This is a genomic window from Natroniella sulfidigena (genome assembly GCF_023223645.1).
GTDB classification, from domain to species: Bacteria; Bacillota; Halanaerobiia; order Halobacteroidales; family Halobacteroidaceae; genus Natroniella; species Natroniella sulfidigena.
On sequence record NZ_JALKBY010000020.1, the window covers coordinates 23,298 to 43,526 of the forward strand.

A 20,229-nucleotide genomic window follows, 5' to 3' on the forward strand; every position below is an offset into this window, starting at 1 on the left:
TCAATAGTTGCAAAGCATCTTAAGACTAAATATTAATTCTTTCAATATTTCCTTTTAGCTGAGAGTATTCATTATTTAAAACTTCAACTTTAAATTACAGATATAAGTTGTTTTCTCCTGCTCTAAAATTAAGATGATTTTATAACAAGGGTTGTGCAGTTGATTACATTATAAGTGATTATTAGTAATATTACAATATCAAGTTGACTGATTAGGATAAAAGTATTAATTTTTAGAGGGATAATTAGTATTAATGTAGAATATTTTCCATAAGGCACAGTAAGCTTAATAATATTTAAATAATATTCATATGATTTAATGTGGTTTAGAAATGGCTAATAAAGGCAGGAGGGGTTTTAATTATGATTTCTAAAGAAAGAAGAGTATTGGTTGTAGATGATGAAGCAAGAAATAGAGAGAAATTAGTTGAGATATTAGATGAATGGGAATTAATAATGGCTAAAGATGGGGAAAAAGCTTTAGAGGTTGCTAAAGCTGAACTGCCAGAGCTTATTTTATTGGATATTAAAATGCCTAGAATTGATGGGTATGAAGTTTGTAAAAGGCTTAAAGCATCAGAAACTACAAAAACTATACCTGTTATTTTTATGACAGTTGATGATGATAAAGAAGATGAAGTTTATGGTTTGGAATTAGGAGCAATTGATTATATTAGCAAGCCTTTTAATTCGAGGTTGACTAAAAAGAAGGTCAAAAATCATATTCAACATCAACGAGCAAAAAAGAAGTTAAGAAGATTTTCTAAGGTTGTTGAGCAGAGCCCTATCAGTATCATTATTACAGATCTTGCTGGTAGGATTGAATATGTAAATCCTAAATTCACAGAACTTACAGGTTATAGTTTGGAGGAAATAAAAGGAAAGAACCCACGGATATTAAAGACTGGCTATCACCCTGATTCACATTATGAAGAATTATGGAAGACGATTACTTCGGGTAAAGTTTGGGAAGGTGAACTTTATAATAGAAAGAAGGATGGCAATTATTATTGGGAAAAGGTTAAAATAACTCCTTTATTCAACCAAGCAGATCAGATTGAAGCCTTCATAGCTATTAAAGAGGACATTACAGAGGAAAAGAAAAAAGAGAGCAGACTTGAATATTTGGCGGATATTGATAAAATGACTAGGGTATATAATAGACGGGCTGGTTATGAAATATTAAAGGATTTGAAAAAAAGAGTAGATGATGAAGGAGGTTCTCTTGCAATAGCCTTTATTGATCTTAATAACTTAAAATTAGTTAATGATCATTATGGACATAATGCAGGTGATGAATTTATAACAACTGTAGTAGAGGCAACTAAGAACTCTATTCGTGAAGAAGATACAGTTGCTAGATTTGGAGGGGATGAATTCATAATAATCTTTGAAGATATAGGAGTAAAGGATGCTCAAAAAATATTGGAGCGCATCCAAGATAGGCTTCAAGAAAAAGAGCAAGAAGCTAGCTACCAGATGAGTATTAGTTATGGAATAGAAAAATATGAACAAGGTAAAGAGATGGATCTAGATCAATTGATATCTGCAGCGGATAATAAGATGTATAAGTTTAAAGAGGAATATAAGAAAGAACATGGTTTGTCGAATAGATAGATTAAAATTATATTGTTGAAATTGTTATAAATTAACATGGACTAGCTTTAGAAATTGAGTTAAGATAAGAAGTAGATACTATAAATAAATGAAGGAGAGTAAACAATGAAGCTCAAAATGATGGTAATTATTAGCTTGTTTCTTATCTTAGCTGTTGGTTGTAGAGGGCAGGAAAGTTATGAGCTATCTGGTCAAGTAGTAGATGGAACAGAAGTAGGAGTTGAGGATGTATCATTACATATTGGAGCTGATGGCTTAGTAAGGACTGATCAAGAAGGTAGATGGTCTAAGGTAGTTGAAGAAGAGCAATTAACTAAAGGAGAGGTCTTAATCAGACCTGCTAAGGAAGGTTATCACTTTATTCCTCAAGAAAAGAAGATAACTTCATTAAGGCAGGATATAGAGTTTGAAGCAGTCAAAAGTAGTTATTTTGAGGGAGATAATAAGATTTATGCGATAGAGTTGCAATCTCAAAAGAGGATTTTGCTTGAAGAGGTTCTGCCGGGGGAAGAGTATAAGATTTTATTTGATTTAGCAGCAACGGTCGAGAATGAAGAGCTAGCAAGATATTTAAGGGCTTTAGAGTTAGAGTATATTGATTTAGCAGTAATTAATAGTCCTTATCCTGGTGAAATAGAAAGGTTGATTGGAAAGTTTGAAGAGGTTGATCCAGAAGATGTAGTTGATCCAGCTATAGAAGGTACAGTAACTATTGTAGAGGATTATTTAGTTGAGTTAGCTGAAGATAACATTGAATTGATTGAAGGTAGATTTAATGAGCTTAAATGGTTGATTTCTAATGAAGAAGTTTTAGAGGAAGTTATAGAATAAGTGATAGTTTGATTAAGCAGATCTCATTTTTTATGGGGTCTGCTTTAATTTTTTACAATTATGTGTCACTTTCGATATGCTATTAACATGAGGAAAGTTTCTCGTTCGGAAAGATTTTTTCTGAGTTTCTAAGACTCACCTCCAATCAAACAAGAGCAAGTTAATTTTAAAATAGGAAAATTAACTAATTCATGCTCTGATTTGATTTCCGGTTCATCAAGAAACTAAACGAAAAAATCTAGATGTCACTGCGAAACATTCCTCATGATAGTTTGGATTTGTTTTTATGGTTTTAATGATTTTAACTGTCAACTGTACACTGTAAACTGTCAACTGATATATAGTGGCAAAGTGCCACTATATATCAATTCAGTGTAACTTTTGCAGGTATCTAGTTGATTATCAAGAAGAAGTTAATCATAGTCAAGATTCTTCTTATTGAGAAAAGGAGGAAGTTAAATGCTAACCATTAAATGTGCTAAATGCAAAGATAAGCTTTTGAAATATAAAAAGATTGGTCAAGGTAGAGTTTTGAGATGTTGGGAAGAAAAGATTAGCAGAATTTATGGTCAACTTGAAGATGATAAACTTTTATGTAATAATTGTGGTAACCTAATTGGTGAGGTTAAGACTAGAGCAGGAAGAAATTATATAGATATGAACCAAGAAGAGTTTACCTACAGTGGACGAAAGATTCCTAAGTAAGGTTAAATAAAATTTTAGGGTGTGATAAATCTTGGAACTTACGACTCCGTCTATTTTATTTTCTACTATTTCTTTATTAATGGCATCTTATATGATCAGGTTTTCAAGGGCTTATGAGCTAATAGATAATTTGCTTGTAAAGCTTAATGATAAAGAAGGGAAAGAGCAGAAGTGTATTAGAGAACAGATAGATTTGTTATCAAAACGAATTATCTATATTAGACGATTACAATACTTTGCTATCTTTTCTTTAATAGCTTCGACAGTATCTATTTTTTTGTTATTAGCTCATAGATTAGTTATGGCTCGAATAGCTTTTGGTTTAGCAATTATATTCTTCTTATGCTGTATTCTAATAGTATTGATTGAAATTTATTATTCTGTAAAGGCAATAGATATTAATTTAAAAATATGAGGTGATAAATGATGGAATTTGATTTAACAACTCCGGCTTTGATATTTTCGATGACTTCACTATTACTGCTAGCATATACAAATAGATTTTTGGCTTTAGCAAAGTTGATCAGAGAGCTTCATAGTAAAGCAAAGAAGAATGGAAAGGATCGAATTATTGACTCTCAGTTGGCTTCATTGAGAAAGAGGGTTAAAGTGATTAGAAATATGCAATTTTTAGCTATTTTATCACTTTTCTTTTGTGTTCTTTCTATGCTGCTATTATTTTTTGGTAGCCAAATAGGTGGCAAGGTCTTCTTTGTAATAGGGCTTGCAACTTTACTTGTTTCTTTAATCTTTTCAGCTATTGAGATAAATCTATCAGTAAATGCTTTAAATATTCAGCTCAGTGAGAGTGTAGAGTATAATTCAACAGTTGATAAAGGGGATGAATTAGAAATCATTTCTTCCGATTCAACAATAGAAGGCTGAGCTTTAAATTTGACATTTTAAGGTTGATTTTATGGAAATCTGTTTACTTAGTAAATCTGGAATCCAGCATTAGCAGGTAATTTTAAAAAACAGAAATACTATAAAAGTTCAAAAAACAGAAATATTATTATTACAGAGATTACTACAGAGACTACAACAGAGATTACTGTACAAAGAAGAAGAAAAAGAGGGCTTGAAATTTTTAAAAAATTATATTATTGACCAGCGTCTTAGGATGCTGGTCTCTTTTTAATTAAGTAAGATTATAAGGAATTAGGAGTTTAAAAGTTGTAAATATGTTTTTGTCTATTTAAGGTTGTTAATAAAAAAACAAGTGGTTTTATGTAGGAATTTTTTTGAATTTATAGAAATATGGTATTAAACTAGGTTGAGATTAGGTATGAGAGAAGTCTTATTAAAAGGAGGAAAAGATGAAGATTCTGATTGTTGATGATGTAGAAAGTATTAGGAAATTATTACTTCATATTTTAAAAGAAGAAGGATATAAGAGGTTATTTTCTGCTCAGTCAGCAGAAGAGGCTTTTGAAATTTTAAAGGCGGAAGAGATAGATTTAATTTTAATGGATATTATGATGCCTGATTTGAATGGAATTGAAGTTTGTAGAATTATAAAGAATGATTTAGGATTGACAGATATTAAGGTGATTATGGTTACAGGCAAGACAGATACTGATTATTTAAAAGAAGCTTTTGAAGCTGGAGCAATGGATTATATTGAGAAGCCGATTAATAAGGTAGAACTTTTGGCCCGAGTGAATTCGGTTGTTGAATTAATTAAGAAGGAACAGGAGTTACAACAGACGGTCGAATTATTAGAGGAGGCTAATAAAGAACTAGAGCGGATGGTCTCTATTGATGGTTTGACTCAAATTGCTAATAGAAAGTTTTTTGATAATACTTTAAAAAAAGAATGGGGTCAAGCTAGGCGTAGAAAGAGTAAATTGGCTTTATTGATGTTGGATATTGACAACTTTAAAGACTATAATGATACTTATGGTCATCAAGGAGGAGATGAGTGTTTAAAAGAGTTGGCAAAGTTATTTGAAAGGTTGCTCTTTCGTTCGGGAGATTTAGTAGCACGTTATGGAGGGGAAGAGTTTGCTATTATTTTACCAGAAACTGATTTAAAGGGGGCTAAAGAAGTAGCAAATAGGGTAAGAGAAGGAGTAGAAGGGTTGCAATTAGAACATAAAGCTTCTAAGGTTTCTGATTATGTGACAGTCAGTGTAGGGGTAGCGGTAGCAGAGCCGAAATCTAAAGATGGAGAGAAGGACTTAATTGAAGCTGCAGATAGAGCATTGTATAAAGCTAAGGATGCTGGAAGAAATAAAGTTAAGGTGGCTTCAGAAATTATCAGCTAAATAGAATTTTAATTGGAAAGGGGTTATTAAAAATGAAAGGTGATAAGGTATATGTTGATCGGGATTTAAAGGCTTTAATTCCACAGTTTATGAATAATCGTAAAGAAGAAGTGAAGCAATTAAAGGAATTATTTGCTACTGATAACCTTGAGGAGATTGAAAGTTTGAGTCATGCAATTAAGGGTACTGGTGGAGGTTATGGTTTTGATAAGGTGACTGAATTAGGACGTAAGATTGAACAGGCTGCTGCTCAAGAAAAGAGAGAGCAGATCAAAGAGTCTATAACAGAGTTGGAAGAGCACTTAGAGATGGTAGAGATTATTTATAAATAGATTAGTGTACTTAAAAAAGGGGGGACATGATATGGCTGAGCTTAGTTTTGAGCAGGAGTATGAAACTATATTTAATAATACTCAGGATACTTTATATTTAATTAAGGTTAAAGAGACAGGAAAGTTTGTTTATATTAAATTGAATGATACTGCTCTAAAAATGTCTGGATTGAGGAGAGAAGAGGTAATGGGTAAGACCCCTGAGGATTTATTTGGGCAAGAAGCAGGGCAGTCTATAACAGAACAGTGTCAAAAATGTGTAAAGAAAGAGCAAGAAGTTTCCTTTGAACTGCAGTTAAAGTTCCCGAGCGGACAAAAATACTTGGCTAATAAATTTAAACCTATAACTAATGATGGTCGAGTAACTCATATTGTTGGTTCTAGTGTTGATATTACTGATCATAAGGCAAAAGAAAAGGAATTAAGGATTAAAAATATTGAACTTGAACAGGTTAAAAATGAAGCAGTAGAGGCTTCCCGGGCCAAATCTGACTTTTTAGCTACTATGAGCCATGAAATCAGAACTCCTATGAATTCAATTATTGGTATGACTGAATTACTATTAGAAACAGAATTGGATAAAGAGCAGGAGAAGTATATTAAGATACTTCAAAATTCAGGTGATAATCTGCTTACTTTGATCAATGATATTTTGGATTTATCTAAGATAGAAGCAGGGAAGATTCAGTTGGAGGAAGTAGCTTTTAACTTGATAGAAACGATAGAGGATATAGCTGAAATAATGTCGGTGAAAGCTTATAAAAAAGGGCTTGAACTGCCAGTTAGAATTACCCCTAAAGTTCCAGAGTATGTCTTAGGAGATAAGACAAGACTGAAACAGGTTTTAATTAATTTGATTGGAAATGCTATTAAATTTACTGAAGAAGGGGAGGTAGTGGTTCAAGTTGATGCAAAGCAGGAATTAGAATTAAACTCAGGTGTAGAACTTATTTTTAAGATTAAAGATACAGGAATTGGTATAGTAAAAGATAAACAGAAAAAGATATTCTCCAGCTTTACTCAGGCTGATTCATCTAGTACCCGTAAGTATGGTGGTACAGGCTTAGGGCTGACCATTACCCAAAAGTTGGTTGAGTTGATGGGTGGCAATATAGGGGTAGATAGTAAACCTGGTGAAGGAAGTATATTCTATTTTACTATTCAACTACCAATTCAAGAAGAAATGAAGGTTGAAAAGAAAACTTTTAACTGTAGATATAAATTTGAAGATTTAAAGATACTTGCTGTTGATGATAATTCGACCAACCTATTGATTTTAGATGAGATATTGACTGCTAAAGGGGCCAAAGTAACTTTAGTAGATAATGTTGATTCAGCCATAACTAAGTTAAAGAAGAGTGTTGAAGAGGATGACTTCTATCAACTTGTATTATTGGATTATATGATGCCCATAAAGGGCGGTTTTGCATTGGTTGAATATATTCGAGAAGACTCTAAATTAAATCAACTCAAGATTATAATGTTATCATCAAATTTTGAGCGTCAAGCTAAGAAATCTTCTCTCAGCCAAGAAGTAGACGAGTTTTTAATGAAGCCAATTCGTAAAAAAGAACTTTTAAATAATATAGCTGAGGTAATGGGAATTGAATACTTTGAAGGGGCCAAAGAGGATAGAATAGAAGATAAGGATGCAAAAAGTGATAATGTTGATGATAAACAACTTAAGATTTTAGTGGTAGAAGATGTTAAGGATAATCGATTGTTAATTAATGCTTATCTTAAGAAGACTGTTCATCAATTAAAGATGGTAGAGAATGGAGCTGAAGCAATAAAGGAGTTTAAAGAGGATGATTATGATCTAGTATTAATGGATATCCAAATGCCTGTAATGGATGGTTATCAAGCTACTAAAAAGATAAGAGACTGGGAAAAGGAGCAGAATTTAGAAGAAACCCCTATAGTAGCTCTTACTGCTTATGCTCTTGAAAAGGATATTAAAAAGTCATTAGAGGTTGGTTGTAATCAACATCTATCTAAGCCAATTAAGAAAGAGGAATTGTTTGATTTGATAGCTAGTTTCTAAATACAGCTTTCTATTAATATCAAAAAGATTTAACTCTTTAAAGTTTTATAGGAGGAGAGAAAATGAAGTATACTGAAGCAAATCTTGGTAGAATATTCATATTACGCCTTGAAGATGGTGATAGCATTCCAGAAACAATTGAAGAATTTGCAGTTAAAAAGGATCTTAAAGCAGCAACTGTATTATTTATTGGTGGAGTTGATAAAGATAGTAAGATTATCGTTGGCCCAGAAGATGGAACTGCTCAAACCCCAGTAAAGATGGTAGAAAATCTAGTAGGTGTTAGTGAGGCTTTAGGGGTAGGAACTATCTTCACTAATGAAACAGCTGAACCTAAATTGCATCTACATTCTGCTTGTGGTCGTAGCAAGGAAACAATCACTGGTTGTACTAGAGATGGAGTTGATATTTGGAAGATTGGTGAGGTGATAATACTAGAGTTGCTTAATTCTTCTGCTCGCAGAGAGATTGATCATGAAACAGGTTTTGAATTATTAGAAGTTTAAGATTTCAATCTACAGTCTGTTTTTTACTATAAGGAGGAGGAGTAAATGGAAGCTAGTGCAAAGATAAAGTTGCTCAGGACTTCTCAAGCTGTTAATAGTGGTAGGGATTATGAAATTTATCTTAATGGTGAACAGGAAGGTGAGATTGCTAATGGAGAAGAAGAGATAATTGAAGTTAGGCCTGGGGAGCATGAGATTTATGTCAAAATTGATTGGTGTAAGAGTAAGAAGATGATATTAAATTTAGATGAGGATGAAGAGGTCAAATTGATCTGTGGTAGTAAGCTAGTAGGATGGAAACAGTGGTTAACTCTTTTTTATTTCTTTACTACAGATAAATTCGTTTATCTAGATTATTATAGTCAAGATCTGACCCTAGATTATGATGAAGAGACTTGGGGAGAGATTAGAGAAAAAGGTTTCTTGTATTTTATAATCAAGGAGGGAGTTATAGGTTGGGGATTACCAGTTGGAGGTTTGGTTGTACTGGTTGATATTCTAACCAGCTTAGGAGAGATTACATTCTATGAAATTATATTAGAGATTTTAAATACTTTGGCTATCTTTTCAATTGGAGGAATTATCTTTGGGGTAATTATGTGGGTGCTTTCTACAAGAGAAGAAGAGAAGAAAGAGATCTCAAATTAAGCAAGAATGGAATATTAGTTACTTAGTGTTAAGAAAAGAAAAAAGCTACGGGCCAACCCCATAGCTTTCTTTCTTAGCAGTTACAAAGGCCGATATTAACTTCAAAAGCTCCAAAGTCAGTCTCAAGTGGCATAATAGAGATCTCTTCACTTGATAGTGAAATCTTATTATCAACTCCAATAATCACTTGAGGGGGAGTAATATCACAACAGTAGTCATTTTGGTTAAGTTCTGTCATGGCATTACCACAGATAATATTTCCTAATTCACCGACAGCAGAGGTAACGAACTTATCGATCCCTGTTATTTCCATACCGGACATTTCTTGGACTATCTTAAGTGCCATCTCCTCTGAAAAGCTGAAGATAATAGCTCCTTCTAGCTCACCTGTTACACCAATCGAGATATTGACCTTCTTAGCTGAGATCAACTCTTCAGTGACGGTCGTTGGCCCTTGTTCGATCTCTTCTAATTGAAGAATATTATTTAAGACCTTATTAGTAGCAGTAAAGATCGGTTCTATATAATCAGTTGTCATTTTAAATCCTCCTTTAAAGATTAATTTTGAACATAATCAGCAATTCTTTGGTCCTCATCAGCAACGTGATTGATCAGCCACGTCAATAACTTACCGCTAAATTCCATGATCAGATCTTCATTGCATTTATCCGCTTCAAACTCTTCTTTAAACTTTAGAATCTCTGCTTTGAATCTCTCATGGACTTCTTTGTGCTCTTCATAATCTGGATAATTATACTCTTGTTGTACCTTTTCTTCAGAATCAAAATGGACTACAACATACTCGCCCATAAAATCAAGTGTCTTTTCGATCTCTTCGATCTTATTTTCAATTGGCTCATCATTACGAACAATAGTTAAAAAACTGTTCAAGCGGTTGAATAACTCTTTGTGCTGTTGGTCAACCTGATCGATACCTATTTTGTATTGTTCCTTCCATAACATGGCGTTCACTCCTTTTTAATAATAATAATGATTCCTGTTATTATATTGATATTCAATAAACTTTAAGAAAATCCTTTAAATTATGGAATTTAATTTATTATAATTATGAAATGTTTTTTCATAGAAAGCTTAAATACGTTGCATGATAAAACAAATTGTTTAATTATGCAACATTTAATTTTGTTTAGTAATTAAAGTTAATTTAGTAGAATCAACGATTAAGGTTACTAGATGCTTATAATTAAGACTTTGGCTTAAAGTGAATCTTATGGCATAGTTATTGCATTATTAAATTCTATGAAGTAGAGAATTACTAGAGGTTGATTATATATAACTAGCGTAGGAGGGATTAGATGGCGATAAAGTTAGCAATAATTGCAGATGACTTTACTGGAGCTAATGATACAGGGGTTCAATTCAGTAAGAAGGGACTTAAGACATTAGTAATATCTCAACTTGATAGGATTAAAGAGCTAGATTATCAAGCTGATGTAATCGTTGTTGATACAGATAGTAGATTTGATAATCCACAAGAAGCTTATGACAAGGTTTTTGAAGTTAGTAAGAGTTTGAAAGATTTAGGAGTCAAGCATATCTATAACAAACTAGACTCTACTTTACGAGGAAATATTGGTTCTGAGATAGAAGCTGCTATGCAAGCAGGTGATTATGAGGTAGCAATAGTTGCTCCAGCACTTCCTTCTAATAGTAGATTGACGATTGGAGGAATTCAGTTGGTTCATGGGGTAGCATTAGAGCAGACTGAGATTGCTGATGATCCAGTAACTCCAGTTAATCATTCCTATATTCCGGATATTATCAAAGAACAGACTGCTAAGAAGGTGGGGGTTATTAATTTAAAAGACCTGCTTAAAGATAAAGCTAAGTTGCAAGATAGGTTGAAAAAAGAGATTAAAGCAGGGTCTGAAGTGATCGTGATAGATGCAGTGACAGAACAAGATTTAGATCTGATTGCTAATACTGCTGTAGAATTAGAAGAGGAATGTCTGTGGGTTGGCTCGGCTGGTTTAGCAGAGGCCCTGCCGACAAATCTAGATTTGGTTAAGCCAGAGGTGGCTAGTCAAAAGGAAGGTGGGGTAGTAGGTATCGCAGGAAGTGTCAGTGATGTAACTAGACAGCAGGTTGCTTATGCTGAACAAGACTTAGATCATTTAGAGATAGTTGATCTTAAGGTCGATGATCTATTGCAAGGAAGATATGAAGAGGAATTAAACAGAGTCTTAGAGCAGACTAATAAATTGCTAGTCAAGGGTAAGAATATTATTATTAGATCGGCTAAGAATAGAGAGTTGGTAGCTCAAGCTAGAGAGATTGGTCAACAGAATCAATTGAGTAATTTTGAGGTCAGCCAAAGAATTGCTCAATTTTTAGGAGAGGTTACGCGAGAGCTTTATCTAGCTGGTCAGCTTAAAGGGTTGTTGTTGACTGGTGGAGATATTGCTGTCAAAGCTGCTTCATTGATCGGAGCCAACGCTACAGTCATCGAAGATGAAGTTTTACCAGGAATTCCAGTAGGATTCTTTAAAGGTGATAATTTGCCTAAGGTACCTGTAGTTACGAAAGCAGGGGCGTTTGGGGAGCAAGAAGCTATAGTTGAAATAATTAATTTTTTAGCTAGGAGGAATAATAATGAATAATAATGAGGGAATAATTGGGATAACTATGGGTGATCCAGCAGGGATTGGCCCGGAGATTATACTAAAAGCGATTAAAGATGATAGGATTCAAGAGTTTAGCAATCATGTAATTATTGGGGATGCTAATGTATTGGAGACTGTAAATCAGAAGTTAGATTGTGGCTTAAGGATAGAGGTTGTTGATTCAATTACAGAAGTTACTAATGAGTTTGGTATAGTCAATGTACTGGACTTGGATAATATTGCAGTAGAGAGTATTACTCCTGGAGAAGTGCAGGCTTCTTGTGGGAAAGCTGCAGTAGAATACATTATGCAGGCGATTGATCTAGCTAAAGAGGGTACAATTGATGCTGTAGTAACAGCACCGATTAATAAAGCGGCACTTCATCAGGCCGATTTTAAGTATCCTGGACATACTGAGATATTGGCTGAACAGACTGAGACTGATGATTTTGCGATGATGTTACATTCTAAGGATTTGGATGTGATCCATGTTACTACTCATATGAGCTTGAAGCAAGTCTGTGAGACGATAGATCAAGAGCGGGTTGGGAAGGTAATTGAATTAGCAGATGAGACATTAAAGATGATGGGCCAACAGAATCCTAAGATTGCAGTAGCCGGTTTGAATCCTCATGCAGGGGAGAATGGAATCTTTGGTGATGAAGAGATAAAAGAGATTGGCCCTGCAGTTGAAGCAGCTAAAGAGGCAGGGATTGATGTTGAGGGTCCAATACCTCCTGATACAGTCTTTGTCAAGGCAGTAGCAGGTCAATATGATATTGTTGTTGTAATGTATCATGACCAAGGACATATTCCATTGAAGTTATTAGGATTTGATAGTGGAGTTAATATCACGACAGGACTTCCTATTATTCGAACCTCAGTCGATCATGGGACGGCATTTGATATTGCCTGGGAGGGAGTAGCGAAGGATATCAGCTTGGTTGAGGCTGTTAAAGCAGCGTGTAGTTTAATTTAAAGCAGTGAATAGATAACAGTGAATAATAAATAGTGGGAAGAGCAAAGATTAATTACAATTATGTGGCACTTTCGTGCCACAAAGCTGTGAGTCATGAGTAAACGATTTTTGTTACGGAGAGTCTTTTTAAGACTCGTAGGGTGTGCTATGAGCTAAAATCATTAAAAACATAGAAATTAAATATCATAGCCATATGTTTTAACGTATGGCGGTCGTTGTTAAAGGAATCTTTAAAAGGCATGAGCCACAGGTTTTAACCACTCCAAGAGTATTTCTTCATTCAGAAAAAACACTTCACTCAGGGCGCTGTAGCTTGGATTTAATGATAAAATAAGGATTTGTTTTTATGATTTTGAACTCTTACGGGTCTTATCAGACCCTTCATGAAAATCATAAAGACCATATCTGCTCACGACTCAAAGCTCATAGCTCAAAGCTAGTGTCATAAAATGACACTAGCTTTGTTTATGTCTTAAAGTTAAACGGCTCCAGCCTTTTGTTTTTCCATATTTAATTAACTTATTGAAGATATCAACTTCTTCTTGATATAGCTGGTTAAGGAAAGTTCTTAAATCATCATTTGTTATTGTTTCTATGATCGATCTAATGTGTAAAGTTATTGACTCTCTAATTCCTTGCAAAATTGTTCGATAGATAAAGATATCGGTTATGGCTTCCGGATCTATGTTTAATTTTTGATGAGCAGGTGCTGCATCAGGTAGTGGAACTTCAAATTTTTGTGCTTTCTTTTCAAGTGTTTTAATCTGTTTTTGAAGTGTTGACTTACCACTTTTGATGATTTGCTTAAAATCTGGATCATGAACAAATCCTAAAAAGAGTGCAGTCAGTTGTTGTTGGTCATACCTTAAAGCAAGAAGTTGAGATAAATGAGATCCCTCACTTGTTGCTAATTCTTCTTTAGTGGTTGGTTTATAAGTTTTTAAGCTAGGAGCTACATCTGTCCAACCTTTTAATTTAGCATATTTATGAAGTTTATTATAATCTTTCAAATGACTACTGACAAAGTTTACAAATTGATTTCTTAAATTATCATTAAATGTACTGCTAGCTATAGTTCGATTTAATGAATATAATTCAGCTATCATATCTGAATTAATTCTTCTGAAGATATGTTTATCAGTTATTGCATCAATCTGAGCAGAAAATTTTATATCTTTTGGCGGTTTAGAGGGTACAGGAACATTAAATTTTTCACTCAGTTGTTCTAGAATTTTTATTTGGTTGTTATACTTTCTGATATGGTGATCAAGTAATAACTCAAGATCACGATCATGAACAAAATTTTTATAAAGTTGGTTAGTCTCTCTACTTGTATATCTGACCCTTAATGAATCCCATAAATTATAAGCTTCCGCTGTAGATAGTTCTGGTTGATTGGTAATTGATTTTTTGAATAATCTTGTTGGATGTAAAAAATCGGAAAATTCCATTTAGAATTCCTCCCATCGAATACTAGTATTCCTTAATTGAAAGAATAAATGTAAGCTTTCTTTAGTTTAATTACAATATTGTGGCAGTTATGTGTGTGAGTGTGGGTAAAAATAATTTTGTAGGGGCAGGTCTCCGTGCCTGCCCGTGAAACAGAAATTAGCCATATGTTTTAACGTATGGCGATCGGTTGGTAAAATAAGATTTATTAAGGCTCGAGCCACAGGTTTCAACCTGTGGTGGGATTTCGGAAGCCCGATTGGACTACAGGTTAAAACCTGTAGCTTGGACTTAAAAATAAAGGGCGAACACAGAGATTCGCCCCTACACAAACACATTATTGCACGAATGAAAAGTTACACTATATATCAATAAAGGAGGGACTTATGAAGGATAAAATATATTTTATCGCTCCGTATCAGAAGTTAAAAAGAATTGCTGATCAGGTAATTGCTAAAAACGATTTAGCAGTATCGACAGTTATGGGAGATATGCAAGGAGGAGTAGAGCAAGCTAAGAGATTAGTAGAGCAAGGAGCTGAGGTGTTGATCAGTAGAGGTGGGACAGCTTCTTTGATCAAAGATGAAGTTGATATACCGGTAGTGGAGATAATGGTAACTGGTTATGATTTATTGAAAGTTCTTTATAAATATCGAACAAAACAGACTGAAGTTGGGATTATAGGATACGAGAGTATAATCTCTGGTACCAGAACGATTGCAGAGATCTTAGATATTTATATTGATTATTATACACTGGTCAAGGAGCAGCAGGTAGAAGAAAGAATCCAAGAAGCTATGAACAACGGAATTAAGACTATCATTGGGGATACAGTAGGGGTTAAGGCAGCTAAAAAGTATGGATTGAAGTATGAATTGATCAAATCTGGACGGGAAGCCATCTTAAATAGTATTCAAGAGGCGGAAAAGATCTATGAAGCGACCTTGTTAGAAAGAGAAAAGAAGGAGAAGTTGGATACGATCTTAGACTCTGCTCATGAAGGAATAGTAGCTGTTGATGATAAGGGAATTATAACAGCATTTAATCCTAGAGCACAGAGGTTGTTTAATAAAAGGAAGGGGCAGGCATTAGGAAAGAAGGTAGAAGAGATAATTCCTAATACTAAATTAGATGAAGTGATTAAGACAGGAGAAGAGCAGCTAGGTAGTATTCAGAATGTAGGTGAGGTCAAGATTGCTACTAACAGGGTTCCAATTAAGGTTGGAGAGGAGATTAAAGGGGCTGTTGCTAGCTTTCAGGATGTTACCAAGATTCAAAAATTGGAGCAAAAGATTAGACAACAGTTAAATAAGAAGGGTCTGACTGCTAAATATACCCTTGCTGATATTATTGGTAATAGTAGGAAGATAAAACAGATCAAGAATTTAGCCAAGGAGTATGGTGCAGTCAACTCTACTGTCTTGCTTAAAGGTGAGAGTGGAACCGGTAAGGAGTTATTTGCTCAAGGAATTCATAATTGTAGCCAGCGAGAGGGAGGGCCTTTTGTAGCAATCAACTGTTCAGCCTTGCCGACCAATCTATTGGAGAGTGAGTTATTTGGATATGAAGAAGGAACCTTTACCGGGGCCAAAAAAGGAGGCAAGAAGGGGTTGTTTGAGTTGGCCCATAATGGAACAATCTTCTTAGATGAGATCGGTGAAATGGATAAAGCTTTACAAGCTAGGTTATTACGAGTGATTCAAGAGCGAAGGATCATGAGGCTTGGAGCTAGGAAGGTGATTCCGATAGATGTCCGGATTATAGCTGCTACTAATAGGGATTTGCAAGCAGAGATCAAGCAAAGTAACTTTAGAAAGGATTTATATTATCGATTGAATGTATTAGATTTAACTATTCCTCCATTAAGGGATAGAAAAGAAGATATCGAGTTGATTGCGGAGTTTTTACTTAATAAGAAGAGTCGAGAATTGAATAAAAGTATTAGAGAGATAGATGATCAGCTAATGGAACTTTTGATTGATTATAGTTGGCCCGGGAATGTTAGAGAACTTGAAAATATAATCGAAAAGATGATTGTTATTGCAAAGTCAGAAGTTATTAAGAAGGATGATGTAGATTTTATAGTAGAGAGATTGGATCAGGAACAAGAGTTTAATGAGACTGGAACTTTGATCAATTTAGATGCTCCTTTGGAGGTAATAGAGCAGGAGATAATTAAAAAAGTGGTCGAACGGGAGGAGACTAAGACTGCTGCAGCTGAAAGATTAGGGATTACTAGAAGTACATTATGGAGGAAATTGAATAACTGATTAAAAAATGAAACAGACTGTTTAAAAATAAAACGGTCTGTTTTCTTCTTTAGAAAGATAGATAAGCTCAGTAAAAATAAATAATTTAAAGTTAAGAATTTATAACTTACTTAAATTGCTAGGCTTAAGAGAGGTTTTAAAAGATTTATAAATTTATTTTTAAAAAATAATCAGAATTGGTATATGACTTGCAATATTATATAACTGCAAGCACCAACAAGATAACTAATAAATTATCATAAGGGGGATTACAGTGAAGAATAAGAGTTTAGTAATGAATAGTAAGGATAATATTGCTACTGCTATTAAGGCGATTGAAGCAGGAGAAGAGGTTAAGGTTGAGGTTGATGGCCAAGTAGAAGAGGTTGTAATCAAGCAGGATGTACCTTTTGGTCATAAGTTTGCTTTGAGTGCAATTAAGAAAGGTGAAGATGTAATTAAGTATGGAGAGAGCTTAGGAGCAGCCAGTCAAGATATTGAGGCTGGAGATTATGTTCATGTTCATAATTTAGAGAGTAAACGTGGTCGAGGAGATCTAATTAAATAAAAATTTAGGAGGAATAATTATGAAAATAAAAGCTTATCGAAGAGAAAATGGAGAAGTTGGAATCAGAAAACATCTAGTCATATTACCTACATCTGTTTGTGCTAGTGAGACTGCAGTCAGGATAGCAGAGCATATTACCGAAGCTATACCTTTACCTCATCAGCATGGCTGTTGTCAGGTAGGAGCAGATGCTGACCAAACTGTTGATACATTAGTTGGATTAGGTAAGAATCCTAATGTTGCAGCAGTATTAGTTGTAGGTCTAGGTTGTGAAGGAGCAGAACCAGCAGAAGTGGCAGACAGAATTGCTCAAACTGGTAAAGCAGTTGAAAAGATAACGATTCAAGACTGTGGTGGAACATTAAAGGCGATTGAAGAAGGTACTAGAATAGCGAGAGATTTGGCTAATGACGTTGTGTTGATGGAGAAAGAAGAGGTAGATATCAGTGAAATTACATTGGCTATTGAATGTGGTGGTACCGATGCTACTTCAGGAATTGCAGCTAATCCAGCTGTAGGAGGAGCTTCTGATAAACTTATTGAACTGGGTGGAACTTCTATGTTATCTGAAACGACTGAGTTGATTGGAGCAGAACATGTTCTAGCTAAGAGAGCAGCTAGTGAAGAGGTAGCGGATCAACTTTTAAAGACAGTAAAGCATATTGAAGACAAAGCGATGCGGCTAGGAGTTGACATTAGAGGGGGCCAACCAACACCTGGTAATATAGAAGGTGGAGTGACAACGATTGAAGAGAAATCTTTAGGATGTATGTATAAGGCTGGAACGGCTACTATCGAAGGTGTCTTAGAGTATGCAGAAGCACCGACTAAGAAGGGGTTCCATATTATGGATACGCCGGGCCAAGACATTGAATCAATTACTGGAATGTTGGCTGGAGGAGCTCAAGTAGTAATCTTTACTACTGGTAGAGGTACACCGACTGGTGCACCGTTGGCCCCAGTAATTAAGGTAACTGGAAATTCTGAGACTTATCAAAATATGATCGATAATATTGATATTAATGCAGGAAAGATTATTGATCAAGGCTTGACACTAGAAGATCTTTCTGAAGAGATCTTTGCTACTATGGTTGATGTCTGTAATGGTAAAAAAACTAAGGCAGAATTATTAGAGCATCATGAATTTGGAATCCACAAATTAACTTCAACTTTCTAAACTGAGTCTTGATTTAGTTAGATGGTAGCTATGCTGCCATCTAAATTTAAAAGATGAGTTTTCACAATACTTTTAATATGCTAATAACTATTTTCAGCAAATTAATAAGGGGGAATATATTAATGAAGATTAAAGAATCAATCGAAAAAATACCTGGCGGAATGATGGTTGTCCCATTGATCTTTGGAGCTATTGTAAATACTTTTTTTCCACAACTTTTTGATATTGGTGGATTTACGACTGCTCTAACTAGAGATGGAGCCTTACCTTTGATTGGTGCATTCTTGGTCTGTATGGGAGCAGGGATTGAGCTTAAAGCAGCACCAGAAGCTATAAAGAAGGGTGGAGTTATTACATTAAGTAAGTTTTTAGTAGGTGTATTACTTGGGTTATTGGTAGCGAGGGTGATGGGAGATAACTTCTTAGGTCTGTCTTCTTTAGCAATAATTGCAGGGATGACCAATACTAATGGTGGTCTATATGCAGCTTTAGCAGGGGAGTTTGGAGATGAAACTGATATAGGGGCGATAGCTATTATCTCTTTAAATGATGGACCATTTTTAACGATGATTGCTTTGGGTACAGCAGGAGTTGCTACGATTCCATTATTAGATTTAGTAGCAGTAGTATTACCAATTGCAGTAGGGATGCTGTTAGGAAACCTTGATCCTGAGATGAGAAAGTTCTTAACCAGTGGCGGTTCAATGTTAATTCCTTTCTTTGCTTTAGCATTAGGAGTAGGCATTGACTTTGGAATGTTAGTTCGAGCTGGGATTCCTGGTATTATATTAGGTGTAATAACTAGTATTATTGGTGGATTCTTTAATATTATGGCTGATAAGGCAACAGGTGGTTCTGGTGTGGCAGGAGCAGCAGCTTCTAGTACAGCAGGTAATGCAGTAGCTACACCTGAAGCAGTGGCAGTAGCTGATCCTTCATTGAGTTCAGCAGCAGCGGCAGCAACTCCTCAGGTAGCAGCTTCAACGATAGTAACAGCACTTTTAACTCCAATAATTACAGCTTATATGGCTAAAAAGGTAGATAAGTCTGAAAAAGAAATAACTAGTTAAAAGGTTAAGTTTAAGTAAGAGCTAAATACGAGGGGAAATAAGTTGATTTAGTAAAAAAAGCCAGCAGAGTGCTGGTTTTTTTACTGACAAACCCAGAAATTAATGGAATATAAGTATATATATACTTATGATGGTTAAAATAATAAAGAATCTTGAAAAAAGGAGTTGAGAGTGATGTTAAACCAAGTTAATTTGGTCGGAAGGTTAGCAAGGGATCCTAAGTTAGTTGAGATGGAAAGTGGTAGTAAGAGAGTGAATTTAGTTGTAGCTGTGGAACGTGATTATAGGAACAAAGATGGTGAGCGGAAGACAGATTTTATTTATGTAACAGTCTGGAATCGATTGGCGGAACAGTGTGACGAATTTTTATCTAAAGGAAGATTGATTGCAGTTCAAGGTCGAATTGAGGTCAGTAGTTGGAATGATCAAGAGACAGGTGATAAGAAGTATAGAACTGGTATTATTGCTAGGGAAGTTAAGTTTTTAGATAGTCCACGGGAGGAAGTAAGTGCTTAGAAATTAGATCAACCCTGTTTTTATGGGGTTGATCTTTTTTAGTAGAAAGATAATTATAAAAGATTAAAAATATTGAAAAAATTAGTATATGTTTTATAATAATAGTAACAAGTAATAAATAGGTAATAAAGGAAATCAAACGGACTAATAATTAAAAAAGGTAATTGACCACCTCTATTAACTAACTTATGGTATCCAAGAACAGTTAGGAAGGGGGAGAAAAATGAAAAAGAACTCTAAGTCTAACAGTAAACAGGTTAATAAGCAAGATAAAACGAAGTATAATGAACTCTCTTTTAGGAATGATGATTTAGGGCCAACGATGAATTACTTATTGGATTTAATTTGGGGTAAATAGATAAAAAAGTTGCCGTTAGGCAACTTTTTTTATGCTCTGCAATTTTGAACTAATTATTAATGTTTTGCTGTAATAAACTTCAAAAAATGATAACCTAAGTCATTTTCAAGGTAGTCATCAGCAGTTTTTTTAGTAATTAAATTATAAAAGTCCAGTTTATTAAGGGATTGTTGAACCATTTCAGTTTGAGTATTACTTGTAAAAAAATCCTTATCGGTGTTTGTCAAGTAAGTTGTCGCATTTAATTAAAAATTTCTTTGAATACTTTTCATTCAGAACTCCAGTTAGGA

General features: G+C 34.5%; 21 protein-coding genes. 18 read left to right on the forward strand and 3 right to left on the reverse strand.

The annotated features are described in order from the left end of the window. The first annotated feature begins 362 nt into the window (after positions 1 to 362). From MWH28_RS11710 to MWH28_RS11755, 10 genes are all read left to right on the forward strand, one after another. A complete protein-coding gene (locus tag MWH28_RS11710) occupies positions 363 to 1,616 on the forward strand; it encodes a GGDEF domain-containing response regulator (protein ID WP_248619571.1) in 1,254 nt (417 codons plus the stop codon). A gap of 105 nt (positions 1,617 to 1,721) precedes the next feature. After that, a complete protein-coding gene (locus MWH28_RS11715) occupies positions 1,722 to 2,447 on the forward strand; it encodes a hypothetical protein (protein WP_248619572.1) in 726 nt (241 codons plus the stop codon). A 459-nt stretch (positions 2,448 to 2,906) separates the two neighbouring features. Beyond that, on the forward strand, positions 2,907 to 3,152 hold the full coding sequence (locus MWH28_RS11720) for a hypothetical protein (protein ID WP_248619573.1): 246 nt from the start codon (positions 2,907 to 2,909) through the stop codon (positions 3,150 to 3,152). A 31-nt stretch (positions 3,153 to 3,183) separates the two neighbouring features. Beyond that, the gene (locus MWH28_RS11725) at positions 3,184 to 3,567 is read left to right on the forward strand and encodes a DUF2721 domain-containing protein (RefSeq protein ID WP_248619574.1); all 384 of its coding nucleotides are present in this window, start codon (positions 3,184 to 3,186) and stop codon (positions 3,565 to 3,567) included. Positions 3,568 to 3,578: 11 nt separating this feature from the next. Next, positions 3,579 to 4,037 (forward strand): DUF2721 domain-containing protein, encoded by a 459-nt coding sequence (locus MWH28_RS11730; protein ID WP_248619575.1) that lies wholly within the window; start codon positions 3,579 to 3,581, stop codon positions 4,035 to 4,037. Positions 4,038 to 4,468: 431 nt separating this feature from the next. Further along, entirely contained in the window at positions 4,469 to 5,419 is a 951-nt protein-coding gene (locus MWH28_RS11735; RefSeq protein ID WP_248619576.1) for a diguanylate cyclase domain-containing protein, read from the forward strand. Positions 5,420 to 5,451: 32 nt separating this feature from the next. Continuing rightward, a complete protein-coding gene (locus MWH28_RS11740; protein ID WP_248619578.1) occupies positions 5,452 to 5,751 on the forward strand; it encodes an Hpt domain-containing protein in 300 nt (99 codons plus the stop codon). 31 nt (positions 5,752 to 5,782) lie between these two features. Further along, positions 5,783 to 7,795, forward strand: coding sequence for a PAS domain-containing hybrid sensor histidine kinase/response regulator (locus MWH28_RS11745; protein ID WP_248619579.1), 2,013 nt, complete (start codon positions 5,783 to 5,785; stop codon positions 7,793 to 7,795). Between the two features lie 62 nt (positions 7,796 to 7,857). Then, positions 7,858 to 8,301 (forward strand): PPC domain-containing DNA-binding protein, encoded by a 444-nt coding sequence (locus MWH28_RS11750; RefSeq protein WP_248619580.1) that lies wholly within the window; start codon positions 7,858 to 7,860, stop codon positions 8,299 to 8,301. A gap of 45 nt (positions 8,302 to 8,346) precedes the next feature. Beyond that, positions 8,347 to 8,949 carry a DUF2846 domain-containing protein gene (locus MWH28_RS11755; protein WP_248619581.1) on the forward strand — a complete coding sequence of 201 codons (603 nt, stop codon included), beginning with the start codon at positions 8,347 to 8,349 and terminating at the stop codon, positions 8,947 to 8,949. A gap of 73 nt (positions 8,950 to 9,022) precedes the next feature. On the opposite strand, the gene MWH28_RS11760 is transcribed toward MWH28_RS11755, so the two are convergent. Both MWH28_RS11760 and MWH28_RS11765 read right to left on the reverse strand, forming a co-directional pair. Further along, entirely contained in the window at positions 9,023 to 9,487 is a 465-nt protein-coding gene (locus tag MWH28_RS11760) for a chemotaxis protein CheX (RefSeq protein WP_248619582.1), read from the reverse strand. A gap of 20 nt (positions 9,488 to 9,507) precedes the next feature. Next, positions 9,508 to 9,912 (reverse strand): bacteriohemerythrin, encoded by a 405-nt coding sequence (locus tag MWH28_RS11765; RefSeq protein ID WP_248619583.1) that lies wholly within the window; start codon positions 9,910 to 9,912, stop codon positions 9,508 to 9,510. A gap of 353 nt (positions 9,913 to 10,265) precedes the next feature. On the opposite strand from MWH28_RS11765, the gene MWH28_RS11770 reads away from it, so the two are divergent. Both MWH28_RS11770 and pdxA read left to right on the forward strand, forming a co-directional pair. Beyond that, positions 10,266 to 11,570: a four-carbon acid sugar kinase family protein gene (locus tag MWH28_RS11770; protein WP_248619584.1), complete on the forward strand. Its 1,305-nt coding sequence runs from the start codon at positions 10,266 to 10,268 to the stop codon at positions 11,568 to 11,570. Beyond that, a complete protein-coding gene (gene pdxA / locus MWH28_RS11775) occupies positions 11,563 to 12,552 on the forward strand; it encodes a 4-hydroxythreonine-4-phosphate dehydrogenase PdxA (RefSeq protein WP_248619585.1) in 990 nt (329 codons plus the stop codon). The genes MWH28_RS11770 and pdxA overlap by 8 nt, the downstream gene beginning before the upstream one ends. Positions 12,553 to 13,007: 455 nt before the next feature. Here pdxA and MWH28_RS11780 read toward each other — a convergent pair whose 3' ends face one another. Further along, entirely contained in the window at positions 13,008 to 14,003 is a 996-nt protein-coding gene (locus MWH28_RS11780; protein WP_248619586.1) for a DUF3231 family protein, read from the reverse strand. A gap of 384 nt (positions 14,004 to 14,387) precedes the next feature. Here MWH28_RS11780 and MWH28_RS11785 point away from each other — a divergent pair, with 384 nt between their 5' ends. The 6 genes from MWH28_RS11785 to MWH28_RS12925 all read left to right on the forward strand — a co-directional run bounded on the left by MWH28_RS11785 (position 14,388) and on the right by MWH28_RS12925 (position 19,939). Beyond that, on the forward strand, positions 14,388 to 16,271 hold the full coding sequence (locus MWH28_RS11785) for a sigma 54-interacting transcriptional regulator (protein WP_248619587.1): 1,884 nt from the start codon (positions 14,388 to 14,390) through the stop codon (positions 16,269 to 16,271). A 253-nt stretch (positions 16,272 to 16,524) separates the two neighbouring features. Continuing rightward, positions 16,525 to 16,818: a UxaA family hydrolase gene (locus MWH28_RS11790; protein WP_248619588.1), complete on the forward strand. Its 294-nt coding sequence runs from the start codon at positions 16,525 to 16,527 to the stop codon at positions 16,816 to 16,818. A gap of 19 nt (positions 16,819 to 16,837) precedes the next feature. Next, positions 16,838 to 17,995, forward strand: a complete 1,158-nt coding sequence (locus tag MWH28_RS11795; protein ID WP_248619589.1) for a UxaA family hydrolase — start codon at positions 16,838 to 16,840, stop codon at positions 17,993 to 17,995. Between the two features lie 122 nt (positions 17,996 to 18,117). After that, positions 18,118 to 19,065: a 2-keto-3-deoxygluconate permease gene (locus MWH28_RS11800; protein ID WP_248619590.1), complete on the forward strand. Its 948-nt coding sequence runs from the start codon at positions 18,118 to 18,120 to the stop codon at positions 19,063 to 19,065. A 174-nt stretch (positions 19,066 to 19,239) separates the two neighbouring features. Then, positions 19,240 to 19,581, forward strand: a complete 342-nt coding sequence (locus MWH28_RS11805) for a single-stranded DNA-binding protein (protein WP_248619591.1) — start codon at positions 19,240 to 19,242, stop codon at positions 19,579 to 19,581. Between the two features lie 223 nt (positions 19,582 to 19,804). Beyond that, positions 19,805 to 19,939: a hypothetical protein gene (locus MWH28_RS12925; protein ID WP_282580220.1), complete on the forward strand. Its 135-nt coding sequence runs from the start codon at positions 19,805 to 19,807 to the stop codon at positions 19,937 to 19,939. Positions 19,940 to 20,229: the final 290 nt, after the last annotated feature.

Excerpts from the sequence above, each read along its gene's own strand:
- MWH28_RS11710 (WP_248619571.1), top strand. The coding sequence starts at position 363 with ATGATTTCTAAAGAAAGAAGAGTATTGGTTGTAGATGATGAAGCAAGA.
- MWH28_RS11715 (WP_248619572.1), top strand. The coding sequence starts at position 1,722 with ATGAAGCTCAAAATGATGGTAATTATTAGCTTGTTTCTTATCTTAGCT.
- MWH28_RS11720 (WP_248619573.1), top strand. The coding sequence starts at position 2,907 with ATGCTAACCATTAAATGTGCTAAATGCAAAGATAAGCTTTTGAAATAT.
- MWH28_RS11730 (WP_248619575.1), top strand. The coding sequence starts at position 3,579 with ATGGAATTTGATTTAACAACTCCGGCTTTGATATTTTCGATGACTTCA.
- MWH28_RS11735 (WP_248619576.1), top strand. The coding sequence starts at position 4,469 with ATGAAGATTCTGATTGTTGATGATGTAGAAAGTATTAGGAAATTATTA.
- MWH28_RS11740 (WP_248619578.1), top strand. The coding sequence starts at position 5,452 with ATGAAAGGTGATAAGGTATATGTTGATCGGGATTTAAAGGCTTTAATT.
- MWH28_RS11745 (WP_248619579.1), top strand. The coding sequence starts at position 5,783 with ATGGCTGAGCTTAGTTTTGAGCAGGAGTATGAAACTATATTTAATAAT.
- MWH28_RS11750 (WP_248619580.1), top strand. The coding sequence starts at position 7,858 with ATGAAGTATACTGAAGCAAATCTTGGTAGAATATTCATATTACGCCTT.
- MWH28_RS11755 (WP_248619581.1), top strand. The coding sequence starts at position 8,347 with ATGGAAGCTAGTGCAAAGATAAAGTTGCTCAGGACTTCTCAAGCTGTT.
- MWH28_RS11760 (WP_248619582.1), bottom strand. The coding sequence starts at position 9,487 with ATGACAACTGATTATATAGAACCGATCTTTACTGCTACTAATAAGGTC.
- MWH28_RS11765 (WP_248619583.1), bottom strand. The coding sequence starts at position 9,912 with ATGTTATGGAAGGAACAATACAAAATAGGTATCGATCAGGTTGACCAA.
- MWH28_RS11770 (WP_248619584.1), top strand. The coding sequence starts at position 10,266 with ATGGCGATAAAGTTAGCAATAATTGCAGATGACTTTACTGGAGCTAAT.
- pdxA (WP_248619585.1), top strand. The coding sequence starts at position 11,563 with ATGAATAATAATGAGGGAATAATTGGGATAACTATGGGTGATCCAGCA.
- MWH28_RS11780 (WP_248619586.1), bottom strand. The coding sequence starts at position 14,003 with ATGGAATTTTCCGATTTTTTACATCCAACAAGATTATTCAAAAAATCA.
- MWH28_RS11785 (WP_248619587.1), top strand. The coding sequence starts at position 14,388 with ATGAAGGATAAAATATATTTTATCGCTCCGTATCAGAAGTTAAAAAGA.
- MWH28_RS11795 (WP_248619589.1), top strand. The coding sequence starts at position 16,838 with ATGAAAATAAAAGCTTATCGAAGAGAAAATGGAGAAGTTGGAATCAGA.
- MWH28_RS11800 (WP_248619590.1), top strand. The coding sequence starts at position 18,118 with ATGAAGATTAAAGAATCAATCGAAAAAATACCTGGCGGAATGATGGTT.
- MWH28_RS11805 (WP_248619591.1), top strand. The coding sequence starts at position 19,240 with ATGTTAAACCAAGTTAATTTGGTCGGAAGGTTAGCAAGGGATCCTAAG.
- MWH28_RS12925 (WP_282580220.1), top strand. The coding sequence starts at position 19,805 with ATGAAAAAGAACTCTAAGTCTAACAGTAAACAGGTTAATAAGCAAGAT.